We start from the raw sequence: 22,414 nt of genomic DNA, 5'->3' as shown, positions 1-22,414 counted from the left end.
GGCTCAGAGCTCCTGGCGCAGGTTGTCGGGATCGTGGAACGGCAGGGGCACCACCTTGGCATTGACCATCACGCCGCCCTCCACGCGGATCGGGATGTGCATGCCAGGTGTGGCCTGATGGGCACCGGCGTATGCCAGGCCGATGATCTGCCCCACGGTTTGCGAGTATTCGCAGGATGTGACGTTGCCGCTGATGTCCGCCCCGTCCAGCACCAGATGCCCCTCCAGCGGCTGCGGGCTGCCCTTGGGCAGGGTGAAGCCGACCAGTTTGCGCTTGAGCGGCTGCGCTTCGAGGATCTCGATCGAGCGCTTGCCGACGAAGAATGCCTTCTTGCGGCCGATGGCCCACTGCATGTCGATCTCCGCCGGGTGGGTCATGCCGTCGGTGTCCTGGCTGATGATCACGTGGCCTTTTTCCAGGCGCAGCAGGCGCTGGGTCTCGACGCCGAACGGGCGAATGCCCAACCCCGCGCCGGCCTGCATCAAGGCATCCCACAGGCGCTCGGCGTGGCGCGCCGGCACGTGCACTTCGTAGCCCAGTTCACCCACAAAGCCGACCCGCAGGATGCGCGCGGCAATACCGGCCACGGTGCCCTGGCGTACGCCGAGGTAAGGGAAGGCCTCGGCCGACAGGTCCACATCGTCACATACCTTGGCCAGCACCTGGCGGGCCAGCGGCCCGGCCAGGTTGACCGCGGCCAGGGCGGCGGTGACGTTGGTGACGTCCACATCCAGGCGCCATTGCGCGTTCCACTTCAGCATCTGCTGGTAGATGCGGTCGACGCCGCTGGTGGTGGCGGTGACGTAGAAGTGCTGCTCGCCTAGCCGGGCGCACACGCCGTCATCGATCACCACGCCGTGCTCGTTGGTCATCAGCGCGTAGCGGGTGCGGCCGATGGCCAGCTTGGCGAAGCCGAAGGTGTAAAGGCGCTCCAGCAGTTCGGCGGCGTCGGGGCCGCGCACATCCAGGCCACCGAGGGTGGAAACGTCGATCAGGCCGACCTTCTCGCGCACATGGCGGGCTTCCTCCTGCATGCAGCGTTCGCGCTCCTCGGGCTTGCCATAATAGGCCGGGCGCTGCCAGATGCCGGCCGGCATCATCTTCGCCCCGGCTTCCAGGTGGCGGCGATGCATTGGTGTTTGCCGGTACGGGTCGAAGGCGCGGCCGGCGACGTGGGCCAGTTTTTCCGCCTGGAACGGAGGGCGGGCGGTGGTCACCCCGGTTTCGCTGATGCTGCGCCCGGTGGCATGGGCCACCAGGCGGGCGGTCGGTAGCGCCGAGTGGCGGCCCTGGGACGGGCCCATGCCGACCGTGGAGAAGCGCTTGACCAGCTGCACGTCGCGGTAGCCGCTGCGGGTGGCGTTGACGATGTCGCGCACTTGCAGGTCTTCGTCGAAGTCGACGAAATCCTTGCCCTTGGGGTGGGGGAAGATCGGCCAGGGGAAGTTGACCTTGGCTTCGGCACTGAACACGGGCTGCACCGGCGCTTCCAGGCCCAGCGCTGCCAGCGCATCGGCAGCCCCGCGAGTGGCGTCGGCCAGCACATTGCCCAGTGCGTGACGGCCGTTCACCGAGCCGGCGATATCCAGCCCGGCCGGCAGGTTGCTGATGGCGAATTCGTCGCGGTTCACATCGTAGGCCAGCTTGCCGCCAGCCTGGCACAGCAACTGGTACACCGGCATGTAGCCTGCCGACATGCACAGCAGGTCGCAGGCCAGGCGCAGGCCATGCGGGCCGACCTTGCCCTGGCCGGTGATCGGGCGAATATCCACGCCACTCACGTGGCGCATGCCCGCTTCGTGCAGGGCTTCGTACACGGTGCTGCCCAGGTGCACGGGTATATCGCGGCGCTTCAGTTCGGCGGCCAATGCGGCATCGGCTGGCGCGGCGCGCATGTCGACCACCGCGGCCACGGCCACGCCTTGCTCCTGCAGGTCGAGGGCGGCGAGGTAGCCGTCATCGTGGCCGGTGAGGATTACCGCACGCTGGCCCGGCTTGACCGCGTACAGCTTCATCAGCCGCTGCGCGGCGCTGGTCAGCATGACCCCCGGCAGGTCGTTGTTGCGGAACACCACTGGCTGGTCGAACGAACCGGCCGCCACCAGGCAGCGGCTGGCGCGCACCTTGTACAGGCGTTTGTGCTGGATCACCGGCAGGTAGTTGTCGGTGAACCAGCCGTTGCAGGTGGCTTCCAGCAGCACCTGGATGTTCGGGTGGCCCTCGACGGCTGCCAGCAGTTCCTGGCGCAGGCCGGTGGCGCGGGTGCCGGCAATGTCGAAGCGGGCGTAGGTGAGCGAGCCGCCCAGCACCGGCTGTTGCTCGATCAGCAAAACCTTGGCCCCGGCATTGGCCGCGTCCAGTGCCGCACGCAGGCCCGCCGGGCCAGCGCCGATGACGGCCAGATCGACGAACAGATAGGCCTTGTCGTAATACTGCGGCCTGAAACCGAGGTCGAGCACGCCGAGGCCAGCCTTCTTGCGAATCAGCGGCTCCCACACCTTCCACATGCCCTTGGGCTTGTAGAACGAGCGGTAATAGAAGCCCACCGGCATGAAGCGCGAAAACTTGCCCAGGTAGGCGTCGCGGTCGTGCGCCAGGCTACCGTTGAAGTTCTGCCCTTCGACCACCTGGCGATCGCGGGCGGCTTCCAGGTCGGCCAGCACATTGGGCTCGTCCGGCAGCTGCACCAGGGTGTTGGCATCCTGCCCGGCCATGCTCAGCGGGCCGCGCGGGCGGTGGTACTTGAACGAGCGCGACAGCAACCAGCGGCCGCTGCCGAGCAAGGCGCTGGCGATGCTGTCACCGGCAAAGCCCTGGCAGGCCTGGCCGTCGAACTGGAAGTGCAGGGGCCGCTCGCGGTCGATCAGCAGGCCCATGGGCGCGGGGAGGCGAGTGTGGATGTTCATCCGGCAATCTCCGGGGTGGCGGCGGGGGTGAAGTCGACGCGGCGGTCGAACAGTTCTTTCGGGTCGAAGGTGCGCAGCACCTGGTCGCTCACGGTGTGGCGTTCGGCCAGGAACCAGTAGCTGGAGGCGTTGTGCAGCCACCACTCGGTCACCACCCCGGCCAGGTTGTCGCTGTTGAACACATAGTCGGCCCATTCGGCGTCGCTGCAGCTGGCCGGGTCGGGCATGTGCCTGAATTCGCCGCCGTAGGTGAACTCGCTGATATTGCGCGGGCCGTTCAAGGGGCAGGTCAGGATCTTCATCGTCGTCGCTCCTTAGTGGCTGGCCGCGGTGGCGCCCATTTCGTTGACTTGCTGGAAGCGGCTGAAGCGCTCCAGGGCAAAGGGTGCGATCAGTTCCGGCACCTTGCCGCCACTGGCGACCAGCTCGGCCATGGTCTTGCCGCAGATCGGCGTGGCCTTGAAACCCCAGGTGCCCCAGCCGGCGTCCAGGTAATAGTTGTGCACCGGCGACAGGCCCATGATCGGGCTGTAGTCCGGTGTCATGTCGGTGATCCCGGCCCATTGGCGCATCAGCTTGGCGTTGGCCATGAACGGAAACATCTCGATGGCGTGGGCCAGCAGGCTTTCCTTGAGGTCGAGGGTGGAGCGGGTGTTGTACAGCGGGTAGGGGTCGGAGCCGCCGCCAAAGACGATCTCGCCACGGCTGGTCTGCTGCACGTAGCAGTGCAGCGCCGACGAGCTGACCAGCGGATCGAGGAACGGCTTGAACGGCTGGGTGACCATGGCCTGGAGCGGGTAGGTATGGATCGGCGCACGGATGCCGGCCTTGGCCATCAGCAGCGAACTGGCCCCGGCCACGGCCTGCACCACGCAACCGCACTGCACGGTGCCACGGTTGGTCTTCACCGCCTCGATGCGCCCGTTGCGGATCAGCAGGTCCTGCACTTCGGTCAGCTGGTGGATCTCGACGCCGCGCTTGGCCGCCTGCTTGGCGTAGCCCCAGGCCACTGCGTCGTGGCGCGCGGTGGCGCCGTCGATGTGCCACAGGCCAGCCAGCACCGGCAGGTGCCCCGGGTCCAGGTTCAGGCTGGGCACCAGTTCGCGGATCTGCTGGCGGTCGATCATTTCCGTGCGGCCACCGAAGTGCTTGTTGACCTCGGCGCGCTGGCGGAAGGCGCGCACGGTGGCGTCGGTATGCGCCAGGGTGAGCTGGCCGCGCTCGGAATACATGATGTTGAAGTCGAACTCGTTCGACAGGTTCTGGAACATGCGCACCGATTCTGCGTAAAAGCGCACACCCTCACTGGTGAGGTAGTTGGAGCGGATCACCGCAGTGTTGCGTGCAGTGTTGCCGCCACCGAGATAGGCCTTTTCCAGCACGGCGACATTGGTGATGCCGTGGTACTTGGCCAGGTAGTAGGCGATGGCCACGCCGTGGCCGCCGCCGCCGATGATCACCACGTCATAGCGTGGCTTGAGTTCGCACGGTGGTGGCAGGTCGACCTCCACCGGGTAGTCGGCGCTCAGGCCGTATTTCAGCAGGGCGAAAGGCATGGGGTGCGCTCCTGGTGGGCGGCCTGTTGTTGCAGGTCGAGGGCGAGCAGGGTGTTTTTCATCAGGTAGGCGATGGTCATCGGGCCGACCCCGCCGGGCACCGGGGTGATGCCGGCCACCTGGGGCAGGGCGGCGGTGAAGTCGACATCGCCGACCAGGCGGCTGTGGCCGCCTTCGTCGATGCGGTTGATACCGACATCGATCACCACCGCGCCGGGCTTGAGCCAGTCGGCACCGATCAGCCGCGGCTTGCCCACTGCGGCCACCAGGATGTCGGCCTGGCGGCACAACGCCGGCAGGTCGCGGCTGCGCGAGTGCACCACGGTCACCGTGCAGTCGGCCTGCAGCAGCAGGGCGGCCATGGGCTTGCCGACGATGTTCGAGCGGCCGACCACCACCGCATGCTTGCCGCGCAGCTCGCCACAGGCATCGCGCAGCAGGCGCATGCAGCCGCTGGGCGTGCACGGGGTGAGCACATCGCGGCCCTGGGCCAGGCCGCCGACGTTCTCGCTGTGGAAACCGTCCACATCCTTCAGTGGGCTGATCGCCTGGAGAATGCGGTGTTCGTCGATATGGGCCGGCAACGGCAGTTGCACGAGGATGCCGTTGACCTCGGGGGCGCGGTTGAGGCGCTCGATCAGGGCCAGCAGCTCGGCCTGGCTGGTGTCGGCGGGCAGGCGATGCTCCAGCGAGTGGATGCCCACCTCTTCAGCACGCAGCACCTTGTTGCGCACATACACCTGGCTGGCAGCGTCGGCACCCACCAGCACCACCGCCAGGCCCGGCTGCACGCCGCCCTGGCGCAGTTCCTGCACCCGCTCGCGTACCTCGGCCAGCACCCGCGCCGCGGTGGCCTTGCCGTCGATCAGCTTGATACCGGGAATGGCGTTCATTTGAAGATCACCGTGCGGTCGTGGTTCAGGAACACCCGGTGCTCAAGGTGGTATTTCACGGCGCGGGACAGGGCGATGGTCTCGGTGTCGCGGCCGATGGCCACCAGGTCATCCGGTGCGTAGGCATGGTCCACGCGCTGCACTTCCTGCTCGATGATCGGGCCTTCGTCGAGGTCGCTGGTGACGTAGTGGGCGGTGGCGCCGATCAGCTTCACCCCGCGCTGGTAGGCCTGGTGGTAGGGCTTGGCGCCTTTGAAACCAGGCAGGAACGAATGGTGGATGTTGATCGCCCGGCCCGACAGCTGGCGGCACAGGTCGTCGGAGAGGATCTGCATGTAGCGCGCCAGCACCACCAGTTCGGTGCCGGTGTCCACGACGATGCGCAGCAGCGCGGCTTCCTGTTCGGCCTTGGTGTCCTTGCTGACCGGCAGGTAGACGAAACGGATGCCTTGGCGCTCGGCCATCGGGCGCAGGTCCAGGTGATTGGAGACCACGGCGGTGATCTGCATGTCCAGCTCGCCCTTGGCATGGCGGTACAGCAGGTCGGACAGACAGTGGTCGAACTTGCTCACCATCAGCAGCACGCGCATCGGTCGGGCACTGCTGTGCAGGCTCCACTGCATGTCGAAGCGCTGGGCGACATCGGCAAAGCCGGCTTCCAGCTGCGGTGTGTCACCCGTGACACCGGTGTTGTAGCGGAACACCGCGCGCATGAAGAAGCGCCCGTTGTCCTCGTCGTCGAACTGCGCCATCTCGCTGATGTAGCAACCGTGCTCGGCCAGGTAGGTGGTCACCGCGGCGACGATGCCGGACACGGCCGGGCAGCTGACGCGCAGGATGAAATGATCGGGAGCGGGATGCATGTCGGATAGGCCTCGTGATGGAGTGGGGCAGGTCGGGCACAAGGGCAAAAGAGGCTTCGCGACAGGCGAAGTTATGTTTCTTGGTAGGAATATAAATTTCCTTTTGGCGATTTATAGGCGAAGTCAGGGGTGGCGGTCTAGAGGTTTGTGAAATTTTTTATCCTGACAGGAAAGTTTTTTAACGCCATCGTGGCTCCTGTGGGAGCCGGCTTGCCGGCAATAGGGCCCGCACAGGCGACACAAAAACTGGCTATGCTTGCCCCATGACCAGTTCTCCATCCCTGCGCCAACCCTGCCCACCTGGCGCCTGCATTTGTGGCCGCGAACACCTGGCCGACCACCCGCAGACAGCCCAGCGCATCCTCCTGCTGACCCGCCAGGAAGAAAAGCGCCTGCTCGACCGCCTGGAAAACCTCAAGGACCTGGAAGACCTGCAACGCCTGCAGCAACGGATGTACGAAAACCTGGGCATCCGCGTGCATATCGCCCCTGGCTTCAATGAAGTACGGACCATGCGCGGGATTGTCATCGAACTGGACGACCAGCCCGGGCTGTGCCGCAAGACCCGGCAGTCGATCCCGGCGGCGATCCGCCGTGGGCTGGAGCGCAACCCGCAGGTGGCCTTCCGCTTGCTCGATACCCACGACCTGTTGCGGGATACCTGAAGACCTGCGCGGCGCGGTCTTTGTAGGAGCGGCCTTGTGTCGCGATCGGGCGCGCAGCGGCCGCAAAGCCTGCAACCCCGGTCTTCCTGGCAGGTCTGGGTCGCCTGGATTACGGCCGCTGCGCGCCCGATCGCGACACAAGGCCGCTCCTACAAGGACCGCGTCAGCCCCACTAATTTTTTCGCCGCACGCTACGTCTACTTGAAAGCCCCCCTGCGCCAGGCGCGCAGCGGCATTCATCACTCAAGGAGACAGGCAATGACTTCCGTTTTCGACCGCGACGATATCCAGTTCCAGGTAGTGGTCAACCACGAAGAGCAATACTCGATCTGGCCCGACTACAAAGCCATCCCCAACGGCTGGCGTGCCGTAGGCAAGAGCGGCCTGAAGAAGGAATGCCTGGCCTATATCGATGAAGTCTGGACCGACATGCGCCCTCTGAGCCTGCGCCAGAAAATGGCCGAAGCCGCCGCCCAGTGACTGCAATGAACCTGCTGTGCCTGCCGTATTCCGGGGCCAGCGCCATGGTCTACAGCCGCTGGCGGCGCAAGCTGCCGACGTGGCTGCAGGTACGCCCGGTGGAACTGCCCGGGCGTGGTGCGCGCATGGCCGAGCCACTGCACACCAACATGCAGGCCCTGGCCCGGCAACTGGCCGCCGAACAGCGCCTGGCGGCCAGCACCCCCTACGCGCTGCTCGGCCATAGCCTGGGCGCCTTGCTGGCATTTGAACTTGCCCATGAGTTGCAGGCGCTGGGCTGCCCGGCGCCACTGGCCCTGTTCGCCTGCGGTACCGCAGCGCCGACCCGCCGCGAGGACTACGACGGCAAGAACTGGCGCGAGCCGAAAAGCGACGCCGAGTTGATCGGCGAGTTGCGCGAGCTTCAGGGCACGCCCGAGGAAGTGCTGGCCAACGCCGAGCTGATGAGCCTGACCTTGCCCACCCTGCGCGCGGACTTCCTGCTGTGTGGTACCTACGCCTACCGCCAGCGGCCGGCCTTGCAGTGCCCGCTGCACGTGTTGGGCGGCATGCAGGACCGCGCCAGTGACGAGCAGTTGCAGGCCTGGCGCAAGGAAACCCACGGGGCGTTCTCGCTGCAGATGTTCCCTGGCGGCCACTTCTTCATCCATGAGCATGAGGACCGGGTGCTCGCTGCGCTGACCGCGTCGCTGGAACCGCTTCGGCTGTCCGCCTGATTGACGTCACCGCTTGCCTGGGGGAGGCTAGGCCTTTTCCCAGGCAAGAGGCAGACAATGCTGATCGATCCCCACAAGGCCACGCTGCTGGTCGTCGACATCCAGGAAAAACTCATCGGCGCCATGAGCGACCCTGAAGGCACCCGCGCGCGGGCCCGCTGGTTGCTGGCGGCGACGAACGAGCTGGAACTGCCGACGGTGATTTCCGAGCAGTACCCCAAGGGCCTGGGCCATACCCTGGCCGAACTGCTGGCCGCAGCGCCGGCCGCCGAGGTGGTGGAGAAAAGCCATTTTTCCTGCGTGGCCGCCGAGTGCCTGCCAGCGAGTTTGATGGCGCGCGAGCAAGTGATTGTCTGTGGCATGGAAACCCACGTGTGTGTGCTGCAGACCGTGCTCGGCCTGCTGGCGCTGGGCAAGCAGGTTTTCGTGGTCGAGGATGCCTGCGACAGCCGTACCCCGGCGAGCAAGGCCGCAGGGCTGGCGCGCATGCGGGCTGCGGGGGCGCAGGTGGTGACCCGCGAAATGGTTTTGTTCGAGCTTATGGGCAGTGCCGGCCACCCGCTGTTCCGGCACATCAGCAAGACCTACCTGGTCGGTGAACAGCCCTGAACGGCCGGTTACTGGCTGCCGGGTTGATGGCCCTGGCGCTGCTGCAAGGCTGCGCCGGGCGCCGTGAGGAAGCACCCGAGGCGGACCCGGCCAAGGTCCGCGCCCAACTGCTGCGGCTGTTACCTGCCCAGGCCAAGGACCGCGAGGGCTGGGCCCGGGACATTCAGGTGGCGTTCGAGGCCCAGCGTATTGCCCCCAGCAAGAGCAACCTGTGTGCGGTGCTGGCGGTGACCGAACAGGAATCGACCTTCAATGCCGACCCGCAGGTGCCCAACCTGGGGCGTATCGCCCGGGAGGAAATCGACCGCCGCGCCGCGCGCCTGCATATCCCCAAGCTGCTGGTCGATGGTGCACTGAAGACGCCGTCGGGTAATGGCAAGAGCTACCAGCAACGTTTGCAGGCGGTGCGCAGCGAGAAGCAGTTGAGCGAACTGTATGACGAAGTCATCGCTCGCGTGCCGCTGGGCAAGACCTTGCTGGGCGGGCTGAACCCGGTGCATACCGGTGGGCCGATGCAGGTCAGCATCGACTTTGCCGAAAAGCATGCGCGGGATTACCCCTACAGCCACGACGGCAGCATTCGCCAGGAAGTGTTCACCCGGCGCGGCGGCATGTATTTCGGTATCGCCCACTTGCTGGGCTATTCGGCAAACTACGATCGCCAGCTGTACCGCTTTGCCGATTTCAACGCAGGCTGGTACGCCAGCCGCAATGCGGCATTTCAGGCGGCACTGAGCAAGGCGACGGGGGTGACGCTGGCGCTGGACGGCGACTTGGTGGCGCCGGGCTCGATCATGCCCGGGACCACGGAAAAGGCGGCGCGCAAACTGGGAGGGAAGCTGGGCCTGCGCAACCCGCAGATCCGCAGCCAGCTGGAGGAGGGCGATAGCTTGGCCTTCGAGGACAGCGAGCTGTACAGCGGGGTGTTTGCCCTGGCAGATGCCGCAGCCGGCAAGCCGATGCCACGGGCGGTGCTGCCGGGGATTCAGCTGAAAAGCCCGAAGATCACCCGCAAGCTGACCACGGCGTGGTTTGCCGGGCGGGTTGATGAGCGTTATCAGCGGTGCATGAAGCGTTAATGGTGGCCTGGCTGTCGAGCGCGGTCTGTAGGAGCGGCCTTGTGTCGCGATGGGCTGCGCAGCAGCCCCAAGATTGTGCATCACCGCTGAACCCTTGGGGCTGCTGCGCAGCCCATCGCGACACAAGGCCGCTCCTACACAGGGACCGTGCAGGCCTGTGGGACTGCGAGGAGAACATCAGCTTTCGCCCAGTGCTCCAACCACCTGATCCACACTGGCCTTCAACCCCGCAAACGCATCCTCAGGGTCACTTTCCACCACCACCAGCTTCGCCCCGGACGCCTTGATCACCTCGGCCACCGCTGCCTCCGGCTGCCGATGGTCCAGCACCAGCGCCACATCCTGCGCCTTCAGGTTGTCCTCCAGCGCCTTCAGCGCAGCGGCATCCCACTCGGCCGGCAGCGGCTGCTCGACCACGTCCAGGTTCAACCCGCTGGCCAGATAACTCAGCCGCTCCGACAGGCTCAGCACCGTCAGGTTGTCGACCTTGGCCAAGCGTGTCTGGCTGTTGGCCGAGAGCTCCAGCAACTGGCGTTTGAGCCCGGCCAGGTTGCCCTGGATCTTCGCCTTGTCGCCCGGCGCCAACCGCTCCAGGTCATTGGCTACCACGTCGGCCATGCGCCCGAAGTTGGTCGGGTTGAGCCAGGGGTAGGCGCCATAGGCCTCGTCGCCGCTCATCGCAATACCCGGCAGTGCGCCATCCACCGGCCGTGCGGCGTCGATCTCGACGATCCGGATATTGCTGCGCCGGGCCATCGGATACAGCGGGTCGTCACGCCAGATCGAGCGCACGCCGATCACCGCGTCGGCCTGCTGTGCGGCCTTGTGCAGGCTGGCGCCACCGCGCCCGCTGAAATAGGAAGGTTGGCGGCTGGCAGGCAGGTTGGCGGGGGCTGCACGCGTGAGCTGCACCGTGGTGCCGTCGAGCAGGGCACTGGCCAGGCTGTGGGTGACGGGCAGGGTGGTCAGTACTTGCGTGGCGAAGGACAGCGACGGCAGGCCGGCCAGGGCCAGCGCCAGGGTCAGGCGTTTCAGGTTCATGCCGGGTTTCCTTGCAGGCGGGGGACGAGGGCGCGGGCCAGCGCCGCCAGGGCGAAGCAGATGCCTGCGACCAGAATGATCGCGGCGCCGGACGGCACCGGCAGGTCGAAAACGATCGGCAGCAGGATGCCGAGCAACGTGCTCAGCGTGGCGATCAGCACCGACAGGAAGAAAAAGCCCTTCAGCGACTGGCTGACCAGGCGTGCGGCGGCAGCGGGAATCACCAGCAGCGCCCCGACCAGGATCGCCCCGATCACCTTCACCGAGGCCACGGTGACCAGGGTCACCAGCACCACGAACAGGTAGTCCAGGGATTTCACCGCCACCCCGCGCACGGCCGCCAGCTGTGGGTTGAAACTGGCCAGCATGATGCGGTTGTACAGCGGCACGGCCAATGCCAGCACCAGCACCGCGACGATGCCCAGCACCACCAGGTCCTGGCCGCTGACGGTCAGCACCGAGCCGAACAGCACGTTCTCGAGGATGTGCACATTGATCTTGCCCGCCAGCATCAGCAGCAGGCTGGCGCCCAGCGCCAGCGACACCGACAGGAACACGCCGATCAGCGTGTCCGGCGACAGCCCGGTGCGGTTGCGCAGGAAGTTGAGCAAGATGCCGAACAGCAGGCAGTAGCCGAACAGGCTGCCGTAGGGGCCGGTGTAGGGCTCGCCCAGCAGGATGCCGATGGCCACGCCGGTCAGCGCGGCATGGCCGACCGCCTCGGAGAAGAAGGCAAAGCGCTTGACCACCACCAGGGTGCCCAGGCCGCCCAGCACCGGGCCGATCATCAAACCGGCCAGCAGAGCGTTGACCACGAAGCCGTAGGCCAGCGCCTCGGGCAGGTAGCCGGCAGTGGCCCAGTCCTGGACCGTTTGCCGAAAGATTTCGAAACTCATCAGGCAAGGCTCTCGCTACGCGGGTGAACGGAGAACAGGCCGAGCAGGCGCTCTGGGGTAAGGGCCTGGGCGGGCGGGGCGTCGAACAGTACCTGGCGGCTCAGGCCGGTAACCCGGTCGGCCAGGCGCAGCACGGCTTCCAGGTCGTGTTCGATCCACAGCACGGTGGTGCCGGCCTGGCGCCAGCCCTGCAGCAGTTGTTCGAACACCTGGATGCCGGCTTCATCCAGGGCCGACATCGGCTCGTCCAGCACCAGCAGTTGCGGCTCGGGGATCAGGCCCTGGGCCAGCAGCACGCGTTGGCGTTCGCCACCGGAAAGCGCGCCCATGCGCCGTTTGCGCTTGTCGAGCATGCCGACCCGCGCCAGGGCTGCGTCGATGGCCGGCTGCACACGGCGCGACAGGCCGAGGAAGGCGGGGCGGCGCTGGCACATGGTAGCCATGAAATCGTCCACGGTCATCGGCAGGCCACGGTCGAACTCCAGCGCCTGCGGCACATAGCCGATCACTTCGCGTTCGCCGGGCCAGTGCAGGGTCAGCTGGCCCTGGTGCGGCATCTGCCCGAGCAGGGTCTTGATCAGCGAACTCTTGCCGCCGCCGTTGGGGCCGACGATGGCATGCACGCTGCCGGCGGCGACGTTGAAGCTGACCTTTTCGAGGATGCGGGTGCGGCCCAGGGTCAGGTCGATGCCGGCAAACTCGATGCGCGGCCCGCAGGCTGTCACCAGGTTGGCGGCGGCGGTCATGCGCGGTTCTCCTGGATGGCGCGGACCACGGTGTCGAGGTTGCGCTTCATCTCCACTTCGTACTTGTCCTTGGTGTATTCGCCGTAGGAAATGTGCGTCAGCGGGTACAGGCGCACGCCGGATTCACGCTGGATGGTTTCGACATAGGCCGACGGGAAGTCCATTTCCGAGAAGATCACCCGCACATCCAGCGCCTTGAGCTGGTCGATGGTCTTCTTCAGCTGGGCCGGGCTGGGTTCGATGCCATGGGCTGGCTCGACCACCGCAGTCACCTCCAGGCCGAAGTCGCGCACCAGGTAGTCGTAGGCGGCATGGATGGTGGCGACCCGGAAGGTGGCGCTGGGCGCCTCGGTGACCTTGGCCAGTGCGTCGGCACGCAGTGTGCGCAGGCGCTTGGCATAGGCGCGGGCGTTTTGCGTGTACAGCTTGGCGTTGTCCGGGTCGAGCTTGCCCAGTTCGCGGGCGATGTTGTTGACCTGGGCGATGGTGGTGCTGATCGACAGGAAGGTGTGCGGGTTGACCACCTTGCCGGCGCCACGGGCGGCAATGCCGGTGGCCGCCAGCAAGGGTACGTTCTGGTTGGCCTCGATGGTGTTGATGCCGGGCTTTTCGCTGGCGGCGATCATGCGGTCGGCGAAATCGTCATGGCCAACGCCGTTGAGCACCACCACGTCCAGGGTGCCGATGCGCTTTATGTCCTCGGCCCGTGGCTCGTAGGCATGGGGGTTGAACCCCGCCGGAATCAGCGGCACCACTTCGGCCTTGTCGCCGACGATGTTGCTCACATAGCTGTAGTAGGGGTGCAGGGTAATGCCGATACGCAGGGGCTTGCCGTTATCGGCCAGGGCCTGTGCCGGCAGGGCAAGGGCCAGGAGCAGGGCGAGGGCGGAGCGGAGCATGGGGGAGTCCTTGGGTTCAGTGACGGTGTTCGCGGGTGACCCCGGCGTCGTAATGGCTGACCACCTGCTGCCAGCCGGCGGCGATCAGGGCGGCCTGGCCAAGGTCGTCAGGGGGCACGGCGGCGCTGTCGCGGCGCAGCCAGACATCGGCTTGGCCGGTGCTGTCGGCCGGCAGGATCAGCAGCAGGCTGCCGGCCACTTCCGGGGCCTGGCTGCGGCCGAGGTAGGCCCCGGTCTCCAGCCACGACCATTGGTGGCTGCCGCGGCTCTGGCTGCCGGCATCGACCACGAACGGCGGCAGGCCTTCCTCGGCCAGGGCCTGCACGCTGGGCGCGGCGGCGTTTTCTTCACGCAGCAGCTGGATTTCGTCGAAGGCCACCCGCAGGTCGGTGTACAGGCCTTGCTCGGCGGCGGTGAGGTCGCGACGGGCGTCGATCTGGTGGCTGGCGATGGCCTGTTCATCCTCGCGTTCGCCGCGCAGCAGCACCACGCTGGTGGCGAGTACCACGATCAGCAGGCTGACCAGCAGCACGTACAGGGTTTCGTGCCCGGCACCGGCCGGGCGAATCACTTGGGCGCGGCTCATGGCTGGGCGATATCGGCGTGGTCGACTTCCACCACGTGCCCGGGGCCGGCATCGAACAGCACGTAGAATTCGCCGTCCGGGCGCTTGAAGGTCAGGGTCGAATCATCACCGAGCTTGCCGCCGACCAGCACCTGTTCGTCGTAGGCGATCACGTCCAGGGTTACCCCGGGGGCACCGCTGCCATCCGAGAAGCCGCCGGTGCACTTGACCTGGCCGCCAGGCAGTTCTTCGCACTCGCACATCGGGTTGTGCGCCAGGGCCGGGCCGGCGGCCAGCACCAGCAAGGGCAGGGCGAGGGTGCGCATCAGGTGTTTCATTTATTGCCTCCTTGTTTCTCGAGCCAGGCCACGGTGGCTGGCGATGCCTTGGCCAGGGGGACCGACGCCTGGTGCATGCTGCCGTCCCAGCCTTCCAGGGTGATCCAGATCTGCGCGTCGGGCTTGGTGCGTGGCGGGATCGGCAACGAGGTGCCCATGTTGTACGGCGCACCGAAGAAAATCGTGCCGGCGGCGCGCAGGCTGCGCGGTTTGCCGATGCGCAGGTAGGCCGCCTTGACGCCGTTGACGCAGGCCTTGCACAGCGATGCATTGAAGACCTTGAAGTGGCCGGCAGGGCCGTCGGCGCGGGGCGCCTCGTCACGCATCTCGGCCAGGTCCAGGGTATAGGGACCGACCTGGATGTCGTTGATCACATTGGCGCCGAGCCCCGCTTCGCCGCGGAACAGCTTGGCGTCGGCGAAGTACTTGGGCATGAAGCCCAGCGGGATGAGGATCAGCAGGATGTTCAGGTGAAAACGCCACTTCAGCCACAGTTGCTTCAGCGGGCTGACGGGCACGGCTTGGGCCTGGCTCATGGGCGGATCTCCGCGGTGGGTTCATGGCGCGCCATGCGCGGTGCGCGCTCGCTGCGCTTGAGGGCGGCGGCGGTGGCCTGGGCGGTGCGTTTGGTCCAGATCAGCAAACCGCTGAACACCATCAGGGTGAGGACCAGGCCGAAGAAGAACCACACCAGCTTGATCGGCAGGCCGCCGAAATCGCCGGTGTGCAGCGGGCGCATGGATTCGGTGACGAACTCCAGGGCGGAGCGGTCGCTGATCAGGAACTGGCTGTCGACATTACGCGTGTACGGGTTTACCGAGGCGCTCTGGAACATCAGCGGGTACCAGCCTGGCCCCGCCAGGGTGATGTGGCTGTAGGCGGTGGCCGGCAGCGAGATGAAGCTGATATCCAGCCCCGGGACCGCCAGGCCGGCGATGCGTGCCGCTTCATCCAGGTCGATGCGCGTTGCCGGGCTGCCATTCGGGGTTTGCGGCACGTCCTCACGGGCGATCACCGGCACGATGGGCCGGCTGGAAATGGTGATGTGGTTGTCGGCCAGGATCGCCTGGATCAGGAACCAGGTGCCGGTGATGGAAATGACCGCAATGAACCAGATCGACCAGACCCCGGCCAGGCGGTGCAGGTCGCCCCAGAAAATCCGCGAACCATGGCCGGTGCGCACCGGCTTGAAGAAGCCCTTCCAGAACTTCTTGTACACCACCAGGCCGGTGACCAGCGAAGCCAGCATGGGCAGACCGAGCAGCGACACCAGGTACCAGCCCCAGCTGAAACCGTTGGTAAACGGCACCAGCCACCAGCCGTGCAGGGCGCGGGTGAAGGCTTCGAAGTTGAAGTCCGGGGTCTTGCCCTGGATGGCCCCGGTGTAGGGGTTTATATACAGCGTCGGGCTGGTGCCGTCAGGCAGGGTGACATTGGCTTTGACCGCGAAATGCGAACCGTCGGGCTGAATCAGCCGCTCCACCACCATGTCCGGCTCGGCCTTGTGCAGGGCGTCCAGTACCTGCTGGAAGCTCAGGCGCTCGGCGTCGGCGTCGGGCTTGTTGGCGCGCACGGCGGGGTCGGCCAGCCAGACGATTTCCTGGCTGACCACGGCGAGCATGCCGGTGAAGCAGACGATCAGGACAAAGAACCAGATCGGCAAGGCGAGCCAGCTGTGGACCAGGAACCACAGCCTGGATTTGGATTTTTTCGGTGATTTGGCCATCTGACGGTCTTCTGCAATGGGGAGTCGAGCGTGTGCCCAGCCAAAGAGGGGCTGTATTGATAAGGACGAATGAGAATCGAAAACCTGCCGTTTTAAATGCAAGCAAATGTTTCAGGCAAAGAAACCTGAAAGCTGGCGCGACCCTGTAGGAGCGGCCTTGTGTCGCGAAAGGGCTGCGCAGCAGCCCCAGGGTTTCAGCGCAGACGCACAAATTGCCGGGGCTGCTTTGCAGCCCTTTCGCGACACAAGGCCGCTCCTACAGGACCTGTACATGCCTTGAGGCAGTGCTGGTCTTGCAGGAGATCAGGCGCGGGTCAGGGCCACTGCCTGTTGCGGCTTGCCGTGCAGCTGCGCCAGGTCCTGGTACAGCGCGCGGCCAATTTCCGCCGCGCGCGCCGGCAGCACCGAGAGCAGGGTGTCACTCAGGCCGTGGCTGTTTTCGCAGAAGCCCTGCAGGTACACCGAGGCCTGCAGGTCGGGGCTGGCCAGCACGCGGTAGTTGCGGTCGACGCTGAAATCTTCCAGGTAGCCGGCCAGGGGCGCCAGCAGGTCACGGTGCGAGCGGCGCTCGTAGCCGGTTGCGAGTATCACCGCGTCGTAGCGGTGGGTCTGCTGCTGGCCGGTGGCAAGGTCGCGCAGGGTCAGTTCCAGGCCTTCGCGGGTGGCCACCACGGCTTCGACCTGGCGCCGGCACAGCACGTTGTGGCGGTACTGGTGGGCGACCTTCTGCCGGTAGAGGATGCCGTAGATGCGTTCGATCAGGTTGAGGTCGACCACCGAATAGTTGGTGTTGTGGTATTCGCCCAGCAGCTTGCTGCGCTGGTCGGCCGGTTCGTTGTAGACCAGGTCGGTGTAGTCCGGCGAGAAGATCTCGTTGACGAACGGGCTGTCATCGGCAGGCTTGAGCGCCGAACCGCGCAGGATCATGTCGACCTTGACCGACGGGTAGCTGTCGTTGAGGTCGATGAACGCCTCGGCGGCGCTCTGGCCCGAACCGATCACGGCAATGCGCATCGGCTTGCCGGCGGTGCACGGCAGCTTGTTCAGGCTGCTCAGGTACTGGGAGTGATGGAATACCCGCGGGTCGTCCTTGAAGGCGCCGAACTTTTCCGGGATTTTCGGCGTGCCGCCGCTGCCGACCACCACCGAACGGGTGCGGCGGCTGTATTCGCGGCCTTGGGCGTCGCGCGAGACCAGGCGCAGGTGCTCGACCCGGCCCGCCTGCACGTCCGGCTCGATGCGCAGCACTTCCTCGCCATATACCGCCTGGGTGGCGAAGTGCTCGGCGGCCCAGCGCAGGTAGTCGTTGTACTCGAGGCGGCAGGGGTAGAAGGTGCCGAGGTTGATGAAGTCGGCCAGGCGCTGCTTCTGGTGCAGGTAGTTGACGAAGCTGTAGGGGCTGGTGGGGTTGCGCAGCGACACCAGGTCCTTGAGGAACGAGATCTGCAACTCGCTCTGGGTGGCCAGGGTTTCGCCGTGCCAGCGATAGTCCTGCTGTTTGTCGATGAACAGCGCGTCGAGGGCATGGCCCTGGGACTCGGCGAGTTCTTCCAGGGCGATGGCCAGGGCCAGGTTGGAAGGGCCGAAGCCCACGCCGATCAGGTCCTTGATGGTTTCCGGGTTTGCAGACTGGCTCATGGCTGCGGTTCCATAATGGTCGAATGTTGACGCTCGCCGGGAGAGGCCGGCGCCTGCGCTTGTACATTGGGTGGAACGAGCCAAACGACGGGGAATTTACTGGCGGGCGACCGGCCACTTGCAACAGGGGGCTAAAGGCTTGCGCCTGTCGGCCGATAGGCAGAACAACCCAAGGACCCGTTTGCAACGCAGGGAGTAAGACATGACAGGTATTGCAGCAGTCAGCATCAGCACCACGGCCCAGGCGGTGAGCACAACCCAGGTCGCCGACAGCCAGGATGCGCAAAAGACTGAAGAGAGTGGAGCCGGCACTCAGGCCGACACGTCGAAATTGAACGGTGGCGGCCAGGCTCAAGGCGCCCAGGGCAGCAGTGAAAGTTCGGAGCCTGCGCACATCAGGCAATTGCGCGAGATGATCAAGAAGCTGCAGAAGCAATTGGCCGAGGAACAGAAGCAACTGGCCCAGTTGATGGCGCAGAAGATGGACGAAACCACCAAGCTGGCAGTTGTGTCCGCCAAGCAGGCTAGCATCGCCACCATCAATGGTGAAATCCTGCAGGCCACCGCGCAGTTGCTCGAAGCGCTACAGAAAACGGGTGGCAGCAGCGCGGGCGGGATGGTCAGCACCACGGCCTGACAGCGGATACGGTCCCCTGTAGGAGCGGCCTTGTGTCGCGATGGGCTGCGAAGCGGCCCCGGGATGTTGGCATCAATGCACAAATCGTCGGGGCTGCGTTGCAGCCCATCGCGACACAAGGCCGCTCCTACCAGGGCCGGGTAGCATCAGGCGGCGGTCATTCGGCCGCCAGGCGTCCCTTGTTCTGCCGCTCTGCCTTGTACTGCATGGCCACCGCCGGCGCCGGCTTGGCAGCACCGGTTTCCAGCCACTGACGCATGCGGCTGGCATCGGCGAAGTGGGTGTACTTGCCAAAGGCGTCGAGGATCACCATGGCCACCGGGCGGTTGTCCATGCGGGTCAGCAGCACCAGGCAGTGCCCGGCTTCATTGGTGAAGCCGGTCTTGGTCAGCTTGATGTCCCAGTTGCTCTTGTTCACCAGGTGGTCGGTGTTGCGGAAGCCCAGGGTGTAGTTGGGCTTGCGGAAGGCCACGGTCTTCTCGCGGGTGGTCGACAGCTCGCTCAGCATCGGGTACTTGCGCGACGCCATCAGCAGCTTGGCCAGGTCACGGGCCGTGGACACGTTCTGCGTCGACAGGCCCGTTGGCTCGACGTAGCGGGTGTGCGCCATGCCCAGGCTGCGGGCCTTGGCGTTCATCGCCTTGATGAACGCTGGGTAGCCGCCAGGGTAATGGTTGGCCAGGGTGTTGGCCGCACGGTTTTCCGATGACATCAGGGTAATCAGCAAGGTTTCGCGGCGGTCGAGCTGGCTGCCTAGGCGCACACGCGAATACACGCCTTTCATTTCCGGGTTGTTGGCAATGGTCATGGTGAGCATCTCATCCATGGGCTGCTTGGCATCCAGCACTACCATCGCCGTCATCAGTTTGGTCACCGAGGCAATCGGCACCACGCGGTCGGCGTGGCTCGAATACAGCTCCTGATTGGTGTTCAGGTCGATCAGCAGGGCGCTGCCCGAAGCGAGGTGCAGCTTGGATGGGTCACGTTGAACCTGGGCCGGGGGTTGTGCAGCAGCGGTCGACGGAAGGGTCGCAGTACCTGTGAGCAACAGCAGCAGGCTGAGGATGGACAGGGATGTTTTCACGTTGAGGCTCACTAAAAGTTGGTATGTCGTTGGCTGTGCAAGGGTTTTCCCCCAAAAACCGCTGCATTCTGGAGTATGGCTGAATTGCTGTCGAATGCCTTATGACTAAAGGGCGCAACGTGAACGAAATTTAATCCTGTACCAATTCTGTACCAATTACGTTCGCTTCCAGCTTCGCCAGTTCGGCCCAGTCAAACACAGCCGCGCGGAACATCGCCTTGACCCGGGCGATAGCGGCGCGCTTGACTGTCGAACTCTTCCACTCGGTCTTCGCGACCATGCCTCTGCATCGCGAGGTGCGACGTTCCAATTCGTGCTGCTCACTGCTCATTGCAGACGCTGGAGAAAAGTAGCGTACGGCTATCAGGTCGAACGCCGTTCTCTGCCTACAATGCCCTTCCGTTTCCCGATTCGTACAAGCCAAACTGAACGCCTATCATGGATGGCTTTTCGAGCTTCATATGGAGAGAGCAATGATTCCTGGCAAGGTATGCCCTGTAGTGCTGTCGTCTTCGCCACCGTCCAGGCTTCTACTATTCCGACACCCTATGGCAGGCACGCAACTGGTAAAAGGCACTATTGAGAGTGGGGAAGCTCCCAGCGAGGCCGCCTTGCGTGAGCTGGCAGAGGAGTCTGGCATCGACGACGCGATAGTTGAAACGGACTTGGGGTGCTGGAATGCCGAACATCTAGATCAAATATGGTCGTTTCAACTTTGTCGAGCATTGCGTTATCTCCCAGAAAGCTGGACCCATCAGACACTAGATGACCACGGCCATGTGTTCGAGTTTTTCTGGGCTCCGCTAGATGAGCTTCCCTACGCCGATTGCCATCCCGTATTCCAGCGAGCACTGGAGTTCTTAGGGCGTAGACTCAAGGAATTTGAGTCGTTGGAATAGCGAGGGGAAATCAGATGGCAGTCGAAGGGCAACTTCACACCTTGAGGAAGTCAGTCATCCACGATCCGTGGCTTTCGACCCAAAGCGGCCCTTGGTGGAGGACAGCATACGATCTGCTGAATCGCCGTACTGCCGAGGTTTTCGTAAGCAGCCCCTGGAGAATGCACATTTTTTGAGGGAACATTCAGGGCTTAGATACTAGCCGCCAAGGAACGGAAATGGCACTGACCAGCAAGATCACTCCCTACAACCCCATGTGGCCCGCTCGCTTTCTGGCAGACAAGCCAATCATCGCTTCGGCCTTTGGCGATGAACTGATTGCCATACACCATGTTGGTAGTACCTCTGTTCAGGGGCTCGCGGCGAAGCCCGAGATCGATGTGCTCATCGAAGTTCGCGATCATAGCAATGCCTCGCAGCGGGACGAGATTTTGATGGGTTTGGGATATGTACGAGGAAGTGATCTATCGGAGGGGCATCATTTCTACCGGCGTAATGTGGATGGAATTCGCACGCACAAGCTCCACGCTTGTACCCGTGGCCACCTTACGATCACCCAGATGCTGGGGTTCAGAGATTTGCTTAGGCGTGATGCCTTGATCCGCCAGCAGTATGAAGCGCTGAAGCTACAATTGGAGGCGAGCAATACGGGTGGGATGGCTGAATACCTGGAGAAAAAGTCTCCGTTTATTATTGCGGCACTATTTCATGCCGGTATATCAATTCCTGAATGACCGATGGGTCGCGAAGCGGCCTTGGCATCAGGTGTCTGCTTTGGGTCGAAAGCTGCCGGGTCGTGAATGACCGCTATCGACCCAAAGCGGACGCTAAAAGATAACTGGTTTCGTAAGCGCGACGCGTACTCTGTGGGAGCGGGTTTACCCGCGAAGCAGGCGCCGCGGTGGATGGCACCGGCGGTGCCGGTGTTCGCGGGTAAACCCGCTCCCACAATGATTGCTGTTGGGCAAAATGACAGCCAAGGGTCGAAAGCGGCCGTAATCGGCAGACCTCTTTCGACCCAAAGCAGATGCTAACCCTCCGGCGCATTTTCCTTGATCAAAACCTTTGTTATTGGTTCTTTGAGCGGTCACTTCTTTCTGACTTGGACCTGCTTGAAAGTCACCTGTCCTGTACCCATCATCACTCTGCCGAAGACAGCAGAACAACCTCGAAGGTCGTCCCTTCCTCTTCGGTCGACTCCACCTCAATTCTGCCACCGTGGTTCGCCACGATCTCCGATGCGATGAACAGGCCGAGGCCGAGCCCCGCTGCGGAGCCCCGCTCTCCGGATGAGTAGCTCGAGTATCGCCCTTCCGGCTTGAAGATGTAGGGCATCACCTCGGGTGGAATAGGCTCTCCGGAATTCTGGACGCTGCCCCGTGGAACACCATCCACCCTGGCCTCCGTGACCTTGATCGGGGCCGTCGCATCGCCATGGCGCAGGGCATTGCCTATCAGGTTGGAGAAAACCTGAGAGATGCGGTCAGGGTCGAATTGCCCGGTGATGTGCGCCTGCTCATCCAGGATGATCCGCGCGTGCGGGAATGCCGTGCGCAGTTCGTCAATGACAGCCTGGCAGATAGAGTTCAGATCCATTTTCCGCTATCGCGCCCAAGGGCGAACGCAAATCATGACCGAGCACGGCGAGCACCATTTTCCGGGTCGCCTCGACTGCCGTTCCGTAGGCCGCGATCGACTCTGCGAGCGCCTGGTCAATCGCTTCATTGAACCGGATCATGTCCTTAACATGATGCGCGTCTGCGAACGACTCCTGGGTAAGCCAGAGTGACAGAACGCTTGCGCGCAATGCCCGGTATTCGGACACCATCTGGTCCATCGAGAACCCAGCTATCAAGCGAGCAACCGCGTGGGTCTGCGCTGCGGTTTCGCTGGAACTCCTGGGGCCTCTCCCTTGTGCTTTCTCGGACTGTTGTTGCCTGCTCTGGGGCGTTCTCATATCTGCGGCCACGGTGCGGAGCATCTTCTCGGCATGATTGCGCAAGCCGATGGAGTCCTGCTTCGGCAGCTCTGTTTCAACCGAGCGGGCGTAATTTTCCCAAGCCTGGAGAATGGGTTCCATACTGCCATCAATGAAATCGAACAGTCTCATGGGGGCCTAACCCTGATCTGGAAAAAAGACATCCGATTAGCTTAGTTCATCTGGGAAACAGGAAGTT

The 22,414-nt window shown here is 64.3% G+C and carries 24 protein-coding genes and 1 pseudogene; 8 read left to right on the top strand and 17 right to left on the bottom strand.

Going from position 1 to position 22,414, the window contains the following annotated elements; translation table 11 throughout:
• Positions 1-3: 3 nt before the first annotated feature.
• From ABNP31_RS16015 to purU, 5 genes are read right to left on the bottom strand one after another with little or no spacing between them, the layout of a single operon-like run.
• On the bottom strand, positions 4-2,907 hold the full coding sequence (locus tag ABNP31_RS16015; RefSeq protein WP_350012516.1) for a 2Fe-2S iron-sulfur cluster-binding protein: 2,904 nt from the start codon (positions 2,905-2,907) through the stop codon (positions 4-6).
• Positions 2,904-3,209 (bottom strand): sarcosine oxidase subunit delta, encoded by a 306-nt coding sequence (locus ABNP31_RS16010; protein ID WP_075044863.1) that lies wholly within the window; start codon positions 3,207-3,209, stop codon positions 2,904-2,906. The genes ABNP31_RS16015 and ABNP31_RS16010 overlap by 4 nt, the downstream gene beginning before the upstream one ends.
• A 12-nt stretch (positions 3,210-3,221) precedes the next feature.
• Positions 3,222-4,463: an FAD-dependent oxidoreductase gene (locus ABNP31_RS16005; protein ID WP_013973144.1), complete on the bottom strand. Its 1,242-nt coding sequence runs from the start codon at positions 4,461-4,463 to the stop codon at positions 3,222-3,224.
• Positions 4,445-5,356, bottom strand: coding sequence for a bifunctional methylenetetrahydrofolate dehydrogenase/methenyltetrahydrofolate cyclohydrolase FolD (folD, locus tag ABNP31_RS16000; RefSeq protein WP_350012515.1), 912 nt, complete (start codon positions 5,354-5,356; stop codon positions 4,445-4,447). Before folD ends, ABNP31_RS16005 begins: the two co-directional genes overlap by 19 nt.
• The gene (gene purU, locus ABNP31_RS15995; protein ID WP_350012514.1) at positions 5,353-6,219 is read right to left on the bottom strand and encodes a formyltetrahydrofolate deformylase; all 867 of its coding nucleotides are present in this window, start codon (positions 6,217-6,219) and stop codon (positions 5,353-5,355) included. The genes folD and purU overlap by 4 nt, the downstream gene beginning before the upstream one ends.
• A gap of 263 nt (positions 6,220-6,482) precedes the next feature.
• Between purU and ABNP31_RS15990 the strand changes: the two genes are divergently transcribed.
• From ABNP31_RS15990 to ABNP31_RS15970, 5 genes are all read left to right on the top strand, one after another.
• Positions 6,483-6,884, top strand: a complete 402-nt coding sequence (locus ABNP31_RS15990; protein WP_025338667.1) for a hypothetical protein — start codon at positions 6,483-6,485, stop codon at positions 6,882-6,884.
• A gap of 258 nt (positions 6,885-7,142) precedes the next feature.
• A complete protein-coding gene (locus ABNP31_RS15985; RefSeq protein ID WP_016711157.1) occupies positions 7,143-7,364 on the top strand; it encodes an MbtH family protein in 222 nt (73 codons plus the stop codon).
• A complete protein-coding gene (locus ABNP31_RS15980; protein ID WP_350012513.1) occupies positions 7,361-8,080 on the top strand; it encodes a thioesterase II family protein in 720 nt (239 codons plus the stop codon). The genes ABNP31_RS15985 and ABNP31_RS15980 overlap by 4 nt, the downstream gene beginning before the upstream one ends.
• 57 nt (positions 8,081-8,137) lie before the next feature.
• Positions 8,138-8,689, top strand: coding sequence for a hydrolase (locus ABNP31_RS15975; protein ID WP_025338669.1), 552 nt, complete (start codon positions 8,138-8,140; stop codon positions 8,687-8,689).
• 26 nt (positions 8,690-8,715) lie between these two features.
• Positions 8,716-9,768, top strand: coding sequence for a DUF1615 domain-containing protein (locus ABNP31_RS15970; RefSeq protein ID WP_085665171.1), 1,053 nt, complete (start codon positions 8,716-8,718; stop codon positions 9,766-9,768).
• A gap of 177 nt (positions 9,769-9,945) precedes the next feature.
• On the opposite strand, the gene ABNP31_RS15965 is transcribed toward ABNP31_RS15970, so the two are convergent.
• The 9 genes from ABNP31_RS15965 to ABNP31_RS15925 form a co-directional block, all read right to left on the bottom strand.
• Complete coding sequence (locus ABNP31_RS15965) at positions 9,946-10,809, bottom strand: metal ABC transporter solute-binding protein, Zn/Mn family (protein WP_350012512.1); 864 nt, start codon at positions 10,807-10,809, stop codon at positions 9,946-9,948.
• Positions 10,806-11,705 carry a metal ABC transporter permease gene (locus tag ABNP31_RS15960; RefSeq protein WP_085665169.1) on the bottom strand — a complete coding sequence of 300 codons (900 nt, stop codon included), beginning with the start codon at positions 11,703-11,705 and terminating at the stop codon, positions 10,806-10,808. The genes ABNP31_RS15965 and ABNP31_RS15960 overlap by 4 nt, the downstream gene beginning before the upstream one ends.
• The gene (locus tag ABNP31_RS15955) at positions 11,705-12,451 is read right to left on the bottom strand and encodes a metal ABC transporter ATP-binding protein (protein WP_350012511.1); all 747 of its coding nucleotides are present in this window, start codon (positions 12,449-12,451) and stop codon (positions 11,705-11,707) included. Before ABNP31_RS15955 ends, ABNP31_RS15960 begins: the two co-directional genes overlap by 1 nt.
• Positions 12,448-13,350 carry a metal ABC transporter substrate-binding protein gene (locus ABNP31_RS15950; protein WP_025338673.1) on the bottom strand — a complete coding sequence of 301 codons (903 nt, stop codon included), beginning with the start codon at positions 13,348-13,350 and terminating at the stop codon, positions 12,448-12,450. The genes ABNP31_RS15955 and ABNP31_RS15950 overlap by 4 nt, the downstream gene beginning before the upstream one ends.
• Before the next feature lie 16 nt (positions 13,351-13,366).
• Positions 13,367-13,936: a DUF6162 family protein gene (locus ABNP31_RS15945; protein ID WP_085665167.1), complete on the bottom strand. Its 570-nt coding sequence runs from the start codon at positions 13,934-13,936 to the stop codon at positions 13,367-13,369.
• Positions 13,933-14,253: a hypothetical protein gene (locus tag ABNP31_RS15940; protein WP_025338675.1), complete on the bottom strand. Its 321-nt coding sequence runs from the start codon at positions 14,251-14,253 to the stop codon at positions 13,933-13,935. Before ABNP31_RS15940 ends, ABNP31_RS15945 begins: the two co-directional genes overlap by 4 nt.
• On the bottom strand, positions 14,250-14,789 hold the full coding sequence (locus ABNP31_RS15935) for a hypothetical protein (RefSeq protein ID WP_025338676.1): 540 nt from the start codon (positions 14,787-14,789) through the stop codon (positions 14,250-14,252). The genes ABNP31_RS15940 and ABNP31_RS15935 overlap by 4 nt, the downstream gene beginning before the upstream one ends.
• Positions 14,786-15,979 (bottom strand): PepSY-associated TM helix domain-containing protein, encoded by a 1,194-nt coding sequence (locus tag ABNP31_RS15930; protein WP_350012510.1) that lies wholly within the window; start codon positions 15,977-15,979, stop codon positions 14,786-14,788. Before ABNP31_RS15930 ends, ABNP31_RS15935 begins: the two co-directional genes overlap by 4 nt.
• A gap of 303 nt (positions 15,980-16,282) precedes the next feature.
• Positions 16,283-17,617, bottom strand: a complete 1,335-nt coding sequence (locus tag ABNP31_RS15925) for a lysine N(6)-hydroxylase/L-ornithine N(5)-oxygenase family protein (RefSeq protein ID WP_238066517.1) — start codon at positions 17,615-17,617, stop codon at positions 16,283-16,285.
• A 202-nt stretch (positions 17,618-17,819) separates the two neighbouring features.
• On the opposite strand from ABNP31_RS15925, the gene ABNP31_RS15920 reads away from it, so the two are divergent.
• Positions 17,820-18,254, top strand: a complete 435-nt coding sequence (locus tag ABNP31_RS15920; protein ID WP_054572072.1) for a hypothetical protein — start codon at positions 17,820-17,822, stop codon at positions 18,252-18,254.
• A gap of 157 nt (positions 18,255-18,411) precedes the next feature.
• Here the strand turns inward: ABNP31_RS15920 and pbpG are convergent, their stop codons facing one another.
• Both pbpG and ABNP31_RS15910 read right to left on the bottom strand, forming a co-directional pair.
• On the bottom strand, positions 18,412-19,338 hold the full coding sequence (gene pbpG / locus ABNP31_RS15915; protein WP_023662495.1) for a D-alanyl-D-alanine endopeptidase: 927 nt from the start codon (positions 19,336-19,338) through the stop codon (positions 18,412-18,414).
• Positions 19,339-19,468: 130 nt separating this feature from the next.
• A complete protein-coding gene (locus ABNP31_RS15910) occupies positions 19,469-19,618 on the bottom strand; it encodes a hypothetical protein (protein WP_176240902.1) in 150 nt (49 codons plus the stop codon).
• A gap of 193 nt (positions 19,619-19,811) precedes the next feature.
• On the opposite strand from ABNP31_RS15910, the gene ABNP31_RS15905 reads away from it, so the two are divergent.
• Together ABNP31_RS15905 and ABNP31_RS15900 are read left to right on the top strand one after the other, a co-directional pair.
• A complete protein-coding gene (locus ABNP31_RS15905; protein ID WP_238066516.1) occupies positions 19,812-20,237 on the top strand; it encodes an NUDIX hydrolase in 426 nt (141 codons plus the stop codon).
• Between the two features lie 218 nt (positions 20,238-20,455).
• Positions 20,456-20,971 (top strand): GrpB family protein, encoded by a 516-nt coding sequence (locus tag ABNP31_RS15900; RefSeq protein WP_085665163.1) that lies wholly within the window; start codon positions 20,456-20,458, stop codon positions 20,969-20,971.
• Positions 20,972-21,377: 406 nt separating this feature from the next.
• Here ABNP31_RS15900 and ABNP31_RS15895 read toward each other — a convergent pair.
• Positions 21,378-22,347, bottom strand: a pseudogene (locus ABNP31_RS15895) (sensor histidine kinase).
• Between the last annotated feature and the right edge of the window lie 67 nt (positions 22,348-22,414).

The organism is Pseudomonas asiatica (assembly GCF_040214835.1).
Lineage (GTDB): Bacteria > Pseudomonadota > Gammaproteobacteria > Pseudomonadales > Pseudomonadaceae > Aquipseudomonas > Aquipseudomonas putida_Z.
Note: the sequence above shows the minus strand (reverse complement) of the source record. Positions and strands in the feature narration are given on the sequence as shown.